Origin of the sequence: Moraxella oblonga NBRC 102422 (assembly GCF_001598275.1) — a bacterium.
Lineage (GTDB): Bacteria > Pseudomonadota > Gammaproteobacteria > Pseudomonadales > Moraxellaceae > Moraxella > Moraxella oblonga.
Genome location: NZ_BCYQ01000020.1, coordinates 34,436 through 46,188, shown reverse-complemented (window position 1 = coordinate 46,188; position 11,753 = coordinate 34,436). Strand labels below are relative to the sequence as shown.

The 11,753-nt window shown below is 42.9% G+C and carries 8 protein-coding genes; all 8 read left to right on the top strand.

Annotated features, from left to right (window positions below; genetic code table 11):
• Window positions 1-546 precede the first annotated feature (546 nt).
• Entirely contained in the window at window positions 547-3,099 is a 2,553-nt protein-coding gene (locus MOB01S_RS07150) for a heavy metal translocating P-type ATPase (protein WP_066803142.1), read from the top strand.
• A gap of 54 nt (window positions 3,100-3,153) precedes the next feature.
• Complete coding sequence (locus MOB01S_RS07145; RefSeq protein WP_066803135.1) at window positions 3,154-3,954, top strand: hypothetical protein; 801 nt, start codon at window positions 3,154-3,156, stop codon at window positions 3,952-3,954.
• Between the two features lie 83 nt (window positions 3,955-4,037).
• Window positions 4,038-4,955, top strand: a complete 918-nt coding sequence (gene argF / locus MOB01S_RS07140) for an ornithine carbamoyltransferase (RefSeq protein ID WP_066803133.1) — start codon at window positions 4,038-4,040, stop codon at window positions 4,953-4,955.
• A gap of 400 nt (window positions 4,956-5,355) precedes the next feature.
• Entirely contained in the window at window positions 5,356-5,835 is a 480-nt protein-coding gene (locus MOB01S_RS07135) for a pilus assembly FimT family protein (RefSeq protein WP_066803131.1), read from the top strand.
• A 12-nt stretch (window positions 5,836-5,847) separates the two neighbouring features.
• On the top strand, window positions 5,848-6,360 hold the full coding sequence (gene pilV / locus MOB01S_RS07130; RefSeq protein WP_066803129.1) for a type IV pilus modification protein PilV: 513 nt from the start codon (window positions 5,848-5,850) through the stop codon (window positions 6,358-6,360).
• Window positions 6,353-7,192 (top strand): PilW family protein, encoded by an 840-nt coding sequence (locus MOB01S_RS07125; RefSeq protein WP_066803126.1) that lies wholly within the window; start codon window positions 6,353-6,355, stop codon window positions 7,190-7,192. Before pilV ends, MOB01S_RS07125 begins: the two co-directional genes overlap by 8 nt.
• A gap of 2 nt (window positions 7,193-7,194) precedes the next feature.
• Window positions 7,195-7,908 (top strand): hypothetical protein, encoded by a 714-nt coding sequence (locus MOB01S_RS07120; RefSeq protein ID WP_066803118.1) that lies wholly within the window; start codon window positions 7,195-7,197, stop codon window positions 7,906-7,908.
• A gap of 17 nt (window positions 7,909-7,925) precedes the next feature.
• A complete protein-coding gene (locus tag MOB01S_RS07115; RefSeq protein ID WP_169798130.1) occupies window positions 7,926-11,753 on the top strand; it encodes a PilC/PilY family type IV pilus protein in 3,828 nt (1,275 codons plus the stop codon).

The following is an 11,753-nucleotide window of genomic DNA, read 5'->3' as shown; positions in this document are numbered from 1 at the left end:
CACCGTAATGTTTAATGTGGATAAAGTGTATTTGATAACAACATCTTTTGACAAATCTTGTTAAGATATTTGTCATTGCAATGTACTCATAATCATTTTGTTGGTGGTTGATGAATTTTGCTTATGAAAAAAGTCTTTGTTGAACCAACCAAGCATTCTCATCAACAAAAGTGTGAGACAACCAACGAATGAACGAATGTATGAATAACATTTAAGTAAATAGTGGCAAACAAGATGATAAGCTGTCGGTGCATTTGGAAGCGTTGCAAAAGTTGTAAATACCCAAATTTGACAAAAATAAATCCAAAAATGCTAAACGGTTATGCCCATGTTATTTTATCCTACAAATGATAGAGCCTATCCATTTTTGGTGTTTGCAAAACGTGCGGTCATCTAAACAATACCAATCTTAAAAAACGTGCCTTATGGGTGCGTTTTTTATTTTATTGGTTTTTGTTTGATTTTTTTAAAGAATAATTTGACAATGGCAAGATAAGCCAATAAAAAAACCGTGATATAATATTGGTTAATTTTTCCAAAATTACCATGACTTACCAACCCTCCGATGTTGCCTTAGATTCTTTGGTATTGCCCCCTGATGGACATTGTTTTCATTGTGGTGAAGTTTTGCCCAGCGAACCTTTTTATACCATGATTTTTCAAAAGGAACGCCCCATGTGCTGTTTAGGCTGTCAGCTTGCTTCTGCCAGTATCGTTGAGGCTGGATTGTCGCAGTATTATCTAGATCGCCGTGAGATTAGCCCAACTGCACCCTTGCCCATAGCCAATTTTGATGCTTATAATCACGATGATGTCAAATCTTTGTTTGTGTACCAAGAAGATGGGGGTAGTGTCGCCGAGCTTTCGGTGGCAAATTTGCGGTGCACGGCTTGCACTTGGCTGATTGAGAGTCGCTTGCGTAGTATAGGTGGTGTACGTGCTTGTCAGGTCAATCTCACACAGGGGCGTATGCGAGTCAATTGGGACGAAACTTGTTGTCATATCAGCGATATTTTGTCCGCCATACATTCGGTGGGTTATGATGCCAAACCCTATCGCCAAGACACGCACGAAGCGATGATGAAACGCCAAAACAAACAAATGCTCATCAGGCTAGGCGTGGCGGCGGTAGGGGCAATGCAGGCGATGATGTTTTCTATTGGTATGTATTTTGGGGATTATTCGGGCATGGCCGAAGAACATCGCCATTTTTTGAGGGCGGTGGCGTTATTTGTTACCATGCCTGTCATTTTTTATGCAGGAGCACCATTTTTTGCTTCGGCTTACCATGCTCTAAAAGCTCGCCAAGTCAACATGGACGTGCCTGTCTCTATCGCTCTCATCATTACTTTTGTGGCAAGTTTATACGCCACATTGACCCAGTCGGGTGAGACTTATTTTGATTCGGTAGCGATGTTTATTTTCTTTTTGCTGGCTGGGCGATATATTGAACAAAATGCCCGTCTAAAAGCGTCTAATTTGGCTTCTGATTTGGTGGTGATTGAGCCAACGTTGGTACAAAAATTTGTTGATGATGTGGGGTTGTTGACCCATTATAAAAATAATACATTAAACAAAGATATCATCAATCAATGGCACACAAAAAACAGCCATGACTACGCCGACAAGATACTGGCACAGACCGTCAAGATTGGTGATGTGATTTGGATAGAAGCAGGGCAACAGATAGCCTGCGATGGTGTGTTATTGTCAAACAACGCAACTGTATCCCAAAGCCTTTTGACTGGTGAGAGTGATTTGATTGTCAAACGGCAGGGCGATGTGTTGTTTGGGGGTTCACAAAATGATGCCCAACCTTTTGCCATGCTTGTAACGGCAGAAATCAACGACAGCCAAATGGCACTCATTGACCGTCTGATGAATCGTGCCATGAGTGAAAAGCCCCAAATTGCCCAAGATGCTGACAAAATGGCAAGGTGGTTTGTGGCTCGTGTACTTGCATTGTCTGTACTTATTTTTGTGATTTGGTTTTTTGTGGATAAAAGTCAGGCAGTATGGGCGACAGTGGCGGTACTGGTAGCGACTTGCCCCTGTGCGTTGGGTCTTGCCACACCGATTGCCTTGACGATGGCAACCAACCGACTGGCTAGTTTGGGGTTTTTGGCGACTCGTGGGCATACCATTCAAAGTTTGTCAGAAGTTACCCATGTGGCATTTGACAAAACTGGTACACTCACGGTAGGGCAGGCGAATCTTTTACATATGGATTATATGGATTTTGATAAAACGCATTGGCTTAAAATCAGTGCCAGCCTAGAAGTGGGGTCAAAGCACCCTGTGGCAAAGGCAATATTGACATCAGCTCATGGACTGCATTTGCTTAAAGTGGATAGCCTGACACATCATACAGCAGGAGGTGTGGAGGGTTGTATTGATGGTGTGTGGTATCGGATAGGGCATGATGAGTTTGTGCTAAATGACACAAAAGGGCAAATCATTGTAGAAAAATTGAGCGATTTTTCGGCAAATATGTCAGTAGCACTCTCCCAAAAAGTTGGCGACACATGGCAAATGGTGGCGCGTTTTTATTTTAATGACGTGATACGCACAGACACAAAAGCACTTATCAAAAGCCTAATTACCAAAAACATCACGCCCATCATGCTCACAGGCGACCCCAGTGATAATGCCCTAACAGTCGCCAAAGAGTTGGGCATACAGACCGCTTATCATGGCTTATCCCCAACCGATAAAGTCAATCACATCAAAGAGTTGCAAAAAAATGGACATACTGTCTTGATGGTGGGTGATGGCATCAATGACGCACCTGTACTGGGTGCATCCAACGTGTCGGTGGCAATGGCGGGGGCTAGTGATTTGGCACAGGTGTCGGCTGATGGCGTTCTGTTGGGTGGTAAGTTATTGGTTGTGGATAATGCTTTGGACATTGCTAACAAAACTCGCCACATCATACGCCAAAACTTACGTTGGGCATTTTTTTATAATACAGCTGTTATTGTGCCAGCAGGGCTAGGTTATGTTCCACCGTGGCTTGCTGCCATTGGTATGAGTGTGTCAAGTCTGATTGTGGTGGTGAATGCGATGAGAATTAAGCGAATGTCAACTGTCAAAAATTGAGCGAATTTTATAAAATCGTGGTAAAATTGCCTCACATCAGCACCATTTGATTTCATGAATTTAGCCATTAGCCAAAACCGCCATATCCTATCAATGATAGGCATACCTGTGTGGGCGAACAAAGCGCACACCACAGAATGTGTGCCTGCCATGAGCGACCGTTTGGGACAAAGACCTGCACCCATGATTACTGGCGTGTTGGTGGGTGGTTGTGATGATAATGATTACTATGATAGTGATGATTGTTATGATAGCCATGATAATGATGATGGCTATGACAGTCATGATGAACGCATTGGCAACGTCGCTGATGACATTGCTATCCATGCACCCACCTCTGATATGCCTGATGATGTGGTAATGCCCAAGCAATTGGTGGATAACTCAACCACCCCCCCACAGGTCGCCACCGCCCAACCTAACTCACCCATGACCACACCTATCCCCAAAGTGGACATTCGCTATCATCTTAAAGGTGTGCGATTTGGGCGGTGGGTGTTGGTGGTGGATTTGCAATTTTTGGATACAGATGTGCATTCAGTTTGGCTCTCCTTGTGTGAAGCGTTAGAGCGTCAAGCCCAAGCTGCCAACCTACCTTATCGCACCCATGAGATACGTTATCCGCTGGTCAAGGACGACTATGCCGAACACCAAGATTTTGCACCTGCCAACCAAGCCTGTTTGGGTTTTGTATTGGGGCTTGCCATGCCTGATGTGATGGGCGTGCAAATTGGACTGCTGACCCCACTCACCGAAGGACTGGGCATTAAAAATGCTTATACCTTGACCGATGTTCGCTTACTTGCCAAGCATAGTGAGCAAAAAAGGGCATTTTGGACATTTGTCAATCAATAGCCTAAGCCCAAGATTAACTTGCCTAATCATGACAATTTTTGTTATACTCATCTCTTTTTCCATGACTTTAACAAGGATTTTTTATGAGCGTTCGCCATTTTCTCACCTTACTTGATTTATCCAAAGATGAATTGCAAGCTGTTATTAGCCGTGCCAGTGAACTTAAAAAAATGCAACACGCAGGCGAGATTTATCGCCCCTTTGTCGGTCGTACACTTGCGATGATTTTTGAAAAATCCAGCACTCGTACTCGTGTCTCATTTGAGACTGGTATGGGGCAGTTTGGTGGGCAGGCTTTATTTTTATCGCCCAACGATACCCAGCTTGGACGTGGTGAACCGATTGAGGATTCGGCTCGTGTCATTAGTTCTATGACAGATATTGTCATGATTCGCACTTTTGCTCATCAAAAAGTACAAACCTTTGCCAAATATTCGTCTGTACCTGTCATCAATGCCCTAACTGATGATTATCACCCCTGCCAGCTTTTGGCGGATATGCAAACCTTTGCCGAACATCGTGGCGACATCAAAGGCAAAACGGTAACATGGGTCGGCGATGGTAATAATATGTGTAATTCTTATATTTTGGCAGCCGAGCAGTTTGATTTTCATCTAAATATCGCCACACCAAAAGGCTATGAGCCAAACAGTGAACTGGTGAACAAATATGCCCACCGTTTGACATTGACCAATGACATTTATGAGGCGGTCAAAGGCTCACACCTTGTGGTTACTGATGTGTGGGCAAGCATGGGGCAAGAGGCAGAGCAAAAAAAACGTGAAACAGATTTTGCAGGATTTCAAGTAACCAAGCAACTCCTTGATATGGCGGATAAAGAGGTGCTTTTTATGCATTGTCTGCCCGCTCATCGTGGTGAGGAGATTAGTCATGACCTGCTAGACGACCCTCGTTCGGTGGTGTGGGACGAAGCCGAAAATCGCTTGCATGCCCAAAAAGCCTTGATGGAGTTTTTGTTAAAAGATAAAATCAAACTGTGATGATATCCATCAAAACTATAAATTTGATACGTTTTTGTGGGGGGCGAATACCCCGCGAACAATCGCTAATTTTGTGTCATTTTTAAAGTTCTTTTGGTGTGTGTAAACCGTTCGTAAATAGCGAACGGTTTTTTTACATATTGGCAAATCAATAGCAAATAATTCCACTTATTTTTACATAAAATATACAAAATAATCATAAAGTTACATAATGTTTATATTGATATAAATTGTTGTTGAATTGTATCAGTATGCTTAGTGTGCATGGTTCTTGCAACACCCTAAGCCAATCAACATCTAGGTTTGAGCATTTTTTTGATAACAAAATGCCTAAATTTGGTTGATGGCGGTTGTATGGCAATTATGATATACTGATAATACAAGATTTTGGGGATTTGAGATGATGACATTACAGCGACAAAAGGGCTTTACGATTGTAGAGTTGCTGATTACTGTGGGTATATTGGCGATTTTATCGGCTTTTGCCGTGCCTACTTTTGTAAAAACCATGAACAAAACTAAGTTTAATGGCGAGGTGCGTGCGGTGGTGGAGACTTTTCAAGAGGCTCGCACCAATGCCGTTATCCAAAAAAGAGCCCACACTGTTACTGTTGGGCAAAGTAGTATCCAGTTTACATCTTCACCTGTAAATAATCCAAGTACTCAAATTACATTCAAACATCTTACCATCTCACCAACCCTCAGTGTAAGTTATGATTATATGGGTCGTGTTAATGTGAAAGGTGCAAATAAAGAAACAGAGTTGGGCGGACATTGCTTCACACTCACTCACAAGACAGATGCAACCATCGTTGCTTCTGTGCTAGTACAGTCGGTTGGTAATCCCAATATTTTTAAAAATAGTAATAACTGTCAATAAAAGAGATAAATAATGAAAAATAGCCAACAAGGGGTAGGATTGATAGAGGTGATAGTTGCTTTGGTAATTCTTGCCGTTGCTGTTTTGGGGTTTAGTGCCATGCAGTTGCGTGCAGTGACTACCAGTACCGAAGCTTCTAACAACGTCTACGCCACCAACATTGCCCGAGATTTAGCAGAGCGTCTGCGTGTCAATCGTCAAGGTTTAGAGGCATTGCAAAAAACTAATTTTAATGTAGCTGCTAAGCCACGTGATTGTGGGAAGAATGTATGTAATGCAACACAAATGGCACAGTATGATTTTGACCAAGTGCGTACACGTGCCACCAATTTAGGTATGCAAATGGCTGTGCTCACTTGTGCAGGTTCTACACTAGCTCGTTCGTGTGTCTATGTATCATGGGGTGATACCAATCCTACCAATGGTAATGACAACAACCCTGATGGTGGCATGGATTGCACCAATGGCACAGTTTACAACACCAACGCACAATGCGTCATCATGGAGATTTATAATCGTGTCTAATTATCAAAAAGGCTTTACCATGTTAGAGCTTATCATTTCTATGGCGTTGGGCTTACTTATCATTGCGGCGGCGACTGGTGTGTTTTTGGCGGGTCAGCGTTCTCTTGCGACACAGACAGGTGCGAGTGATTTGCAACAAAATGCCATTTTTGGTATCGCTCAGCTTACCCATGATTTGCGTCATATCAACCTAAATACCACATCAACCACCACCATCAAAATTGATGATCCAGGGGCGGGCATAGTGTTTAGTGATAAAAACTTTGCAGGCATCCAAAATGTACACGTTACTAAAACGGTTGATCCAAGTAAGGTTAATGACAAGGCTGTGTTTGTAGGACTAAATAACGACCAGCTCACCATTCAGTTTAAACCGCATGTAGCAAACTTGTTGCAAAGCTGTGTGGGTACGCCTTTAAAAGCTAATGAAATCAATGTACAGCGTTATTTTATCCAGCCCATGCCACAAGGCAATGGTCGCTTTGGTTTGTACTGTGATGCAAATAATGATACTGATAAGTTTGGCAATCCACGCTTGATGATTCCTGATGTTGAAGCCTTTAAGGTGCGTTTTGGCACAAAAAATGGCAATAATATGCAATATAAAGGCATCGGTACGTTAACTGCTACTGATCAACTTATCTCTATTGAAGTCGGGCTTATCATGCGTTCCACTCACAATCTAGGTTCATCAAATAGTGTTGTTAATGATGAGAAGACCTACCGTATCGCAGGGCAAGAGGTTAAACTTACCGACACATCAGGAACGCCAGCATTTATGCGTGAAGTATTTAGTCAAGTGGTCGCTATTCGTAACAGTTCTGGGGGTTAAGTATGAATATTAAAAATCAACAAGGGGCGACGCTCATCATGGTGCTGATTGTATTGCTACTCATCAGTTCTATTGCTACTATCGCCATGAAAACAGGTATGTTTGGGCTACGTTTATCTACCAACAACCAAGTGGATAGCCTACTTTTAGAAAACAACAACTCAGCTTTGTTTAACCTAGAAGACCCAAGCAAAGTCTCACAACGTCTAGCAACCAACAGCATGTATGGACATTTTTTATCCAATGCCAACGCTGATGATACATTGGTGTTTTGTTACCGTTCTAGTCAAAGTGAGTTTTTTGACATCACTCGTGCCAGTGTGCTTGGCAATAGCAAGTTGGGCAGCCAAGGGTACTGCGGTGAAAGTGATTTCTCGGGCGGTCGTCAAGTGGTGATTTCACAGATTTATATCAGCCGAGCACCAGATAATGATGGTACGCCATTGGCAGGATTGGCGACAGGGGTGAGTATCGGTCAAGGTTCTATTGGTATCACTAAGATGAAGATGAATGCAACATCCATCTCTATCTTGCCAAGTTTTGCCAATAGTGGTATCAAGGATATTGTAGAGTGTCTAGGTTCTACATATACAAAAATTGAAGACTCTGTGAACTGTCTGGGAAGGGCAAAAGTACCTTATAACAGACAAGATGCCCAGTACATGATTGGTACCGATTTCCAGAATGTCAATACTAAACCTGCAACCACACCATAACCAAGAGAGTATAAATGATGAAAAAATTTAATATAAAAACCTTAGCCCTATCATTGTCTGCTGTCATGACTGCTACCACAGTTATGCCACAAGCACAGGCTAGTGATATTGAGATTTATAGAGAAGCAACAGCAGGGGCAACCAGTTTGGTGTTTATGCTTGATATCTCAGGAAGTATGGACGTGGGAAGCGTTGCTGATGATTATTTAACCAATACTGGTCAAGCACTAAACTGGGCAAATGATAGAGGTGTCAGTGGTGCCAAACCAGCTATGAGTGGTAATACCGTCCTTTTTTACTATTGGAGTGAGAGGGGTTTTTCAGGTTATACACGTGATTATAGACGTGTTCTCAAAGCCGAAGGTGATCGGTCGAAGGCAGTTCAAGAGCAGTGCGTGCTAGACAATGGCTATTATAAATGCTACAGCCGTATGTCTCGCCTACAAGATGCGTTTTATCTACTGCTAAATGGTGGTCGTGATCTAAAAGGTGAGGAAATTACCAAACTGTCTGATGATAAAGTGATTGGACTTTCAACATTGGGTGTATATGTTGATAGTGCTGTTGATACAGGTCGTATGGTCGTGCCTGCACGCCGTTTAGATGCTATGGTAAATGGTAAAACTCAACGCCAAATCCTCACCGATGAGATGTCTAAGTTTACAGCACGTACCAACACACCAACTGCTCGTTCATTTGCTGAGGTGGTGGCATATTTTATGGGTACAAATACCACTAATGTGCCATCAAATTACCAAGCAACCGCAACTCAATATTTGTATATTCCAGGTAAAAATGCACGCTATAAGTGTGATAATACTCACCCCACTCGTTGTAATATGATGCCAAGTGGATTGCAACGCATTTTGTATAACACTGATATTATTGGTTCTGGAAGGGATCCTAATGAAAGTAGACTGTCGTGGACTAACTACCCAATCGGCACAACTTCTGCAACGAATGCCTATACGTCTATGCCGGGCTACACCTACGTAATTAAACCAACCAAAGTTTATGGTAGATCTGGATTTCAGTATTCAGATCCCTTAACCAAAAATGGTTCTAACTACGCTTCTCCCCTAGATGGCGATTCTTGTGCTGCACAAGGTGTGTATGTTTTGACAGATGGTGAGCCAACTCAAGATTCTGGTTCGGAGGGTTTGTTTGCCTCTGCATTTGGTGAAAAAATCACCTGCCCAGATACGGGTGATAGTTTGTATTGTGCAATTACTGCTTCTGAAAAATTACTGTCTGGCAATCACAAGAAAAAAGTTCCCATCAAGACAGCGGTGGTTGGCTTTGGTGCAGTATTTACCAAAATTCCATCATATGATGCAGCCCTAACCAAAGAAGAAAACTTAAAAAATGTAGGTGTTACAGGAACTGACGTTACCACCATTGACAACTTGCCTTCAAATGATAAAGAGCAACGCCGTGCGGCTGCTTGGGGTATTGTCGGTGGCGGTGGTTGGTATTCGGGCAGTAGTACCGTCAGCGTCGTAAATAGCGTAAACTCATTCTTGCAGACATTAAACACCGACATTCCTTCAATGGCAACAGGTTCGCCAACCGTGCCAGTGAGTAGTTTGAATAGACAGTCGTTATCAAGTCAAGCCTATTATGCTTCCTTTGCTCCTCAACCTGACAAAACTCAGCAGTTGTGGACAGGTAACATGAACAAATACAACACCATCAATGGCTCACTATATGGTCAAGGCAATCAATCATTATTTCAAACCAGTGGCTTGATTGATCAAACCACGCTTGGTCTGTGGGATAGAGAAATCAATGGTGAAACAGCAAGTGGTGTGTTTGGCAACCTCAAATTACGTACCAATGAACAAAACCAGACTCAGCGTCAAGTCTATACCGAAAGTACTGGCGATAACCGTGCCTTGACCACAGTTACGGTGGATTCATTAAGAAATGGACAAGATAACAATAAGAATTATTGGCTCAACCTGCTAGGTTACAAGGTATCAGAAAATGAGACTGTGGACTTCAATCAGCTCAGTGCCAAGCCAGAACTTCGTCAGCTTGGTGCGACCATGCATTCTAGTCCAATTTTGCTAACCCAGTCAGGTAAGATTAACAGTCAGCTAGAAGAAAGCAACCGAGACGACTATTTGGTTTATGGTAGTACGCAAGGTGTGTTGCATATTGTAGATGCTGATACAGGCGAAGAGAAATTTGCTTTTGTACCACAAAAAATGGTTGAAAAACAAAAACAAGCCTTCTTGCACGAAAGTAACACATCAGGCGGTAAAGAAAAATTGTTTTATGGCATTGATGGTGCGTGGGTGGCTCACACCGAGTATGTCCCACGCCCTGATGATGGTGCATTGACGGTGGGCCTATCCAATCCAAGTGATGCCAATTCAGCAAAAGGTAAACAGTGGATCTATGGCGGTCTGCGTATGGGTGGTAAAAACTACTACAGTCTAGATTTGAGCAGTATTGCCAATACTGCCAAGCAAGGTCAAAATGACGGTCAAATCTCTGGAGCACCTGTACTCAAATTTAACATTGACCCCGAGGCTGGAGCGGTCTATACCTCATCAGGTAAAAAATCCTATCCAGAGCTTACCAAAATGGGTCAAAGCTGGTCCAAGCCATCGTTAGGCTATGTACGTTGGAATGGTGAGCGTAGACTTGTGATGTTTGTCGGTGGTGGCTATGATGTAGGTTATGAACAGTCAGATTATGCACAAACCAACGGCGAGGGTGCAGGCGTGTATATGTTTGATGCCAACACAGGCGACCTACTATGGTGGGCAAGCAACAATGATGTTACAGGCGGTAAAGCAACCAAACACAGTGCCACAGGCGATGATAACGGTAGCTTGCAATACAGTGTGGTCAGCCGTATCAACACCATTGACCGTGATAGTGATGGCTTGATTGATGCCTTGTATTTTGGGGATTTGGCAGGTCAAGGTTTCCGTATTGATCTAAATAACGCCAATAAGATAAATGCTAACGGCAGTGCAGAAGTGCCATTCTCTATTCGTGTGGTCAAGATTTTTGATGAACACAAGAATGATGGTCTAAGCCCACGCTTATACGAAATGCCAAGCATTTCTGTGCAAGAGGCAGAAGGTATTGGTCGTTTTGCGGTGGCGGCGTTTGGCTCTGGTGACAGAAGTTCACCATTGGCGGGTAACTATGAAAGATTGAAGACAAATCTTAATACTGCTGATGACTCTGTTTTTGTGGTGTATGATTATGATTTGGGCAACACGGCGTGGAGAACCATGTCTATGGGCAATCTTTTGACCCATCATGGTAAAGGTGCATTAAAGACAGCTGTTCTTGACAGTAACCTTAAAGGCACTGAACGTGAAGTGAAAGCTGATGGTAAAAATCAAGGCTGGAAATACGCCTATCCTACGGAGAAGAAAGGTCGTTATAAAGCATTTGGTGAACCCTACGCCATCACCAATCTGTTGTTTGTCAATACCTATGACAGAGATGGTGGCGGTCTAAGTGGTGCATGTGGTGCTGGTGTGGTTGGTGTAAGTCAAGCCTATCAGTTCTGTTTACCAACAGGTATCTGTGAGAAGGACGAGCATGGCTATGTACGCAACGAAGAAACACCAGTAGTTTCTTCTAGCACACCGGGCTTGGTAGAGATGACGCTTGGTCTGGGCGAGAAAGGTGTTGGTAATTTGAGTAACATCTCAGCAAACAGTAGTAGTGCAGACAGTTCTGCAAGTTCTAATGTCAAAATTGATTGTTCAAAAACAGAAAATCAATCAAAGCCTGAATGCTTGAATGTAGAAACACCTTCGATTCTTTCACAGTTGCGTTGGTTTGAATCACGTCAAGAGCAAAGCCAAAACTAA

Excerpts from the sequence above, each read along its gene's own strand:
- MOB01S_RS07150 (WP_066803142.1), top strand. The coding sequence starts at position 547 with ATGACTTACCAACCCTCCGATGTTGCCTTAGATTCTTTGGTATTGCCC.
- MOB01S_RS07145 (WP_066803135.1), top strand. The coding sequence starts at position 3,154 with ATGAATTTAGCCATTAGCCAAAACCGCCATATCCTATCAATGATAGGC.
- argF (WP_066803133.1), top strand. The coding sequence starts at position 4,038 with ATGAGCGTTCGCCATTTTCTCACCTTACTTGATTTATCCAAAGATGAA.
- MOB01S_RS07135 (WP_066803131.1), top strand. The coding sequence starts at position 5,356 with ATGATGACATTACAGCGACAAAAGGGCTTTACGATTGTAGAGTTGCTG.
- pilV (WP_066803129.1), top strand. The coding sequence starts at position 5,848 with ATGAAAAATAGCCAACAAGGGGTAGGATTGATAGAGGTGATAGTTGCT.
- MOB01S_RS07120 (WP_066803118.1), top strand. The coding sequence starts at position 7,195 with ATGAATATTAAAAATCAACAAGGGGCGACGCTCATCATGGTGCTGATT.
- MOB01S_RS07115 (WP_169798130.1), top strand. The coding sequence starts at position 7,926 with ATGAAAAAATTTAATATAAAAACCTTAGCCCTATCATTGTCTGCTGTC.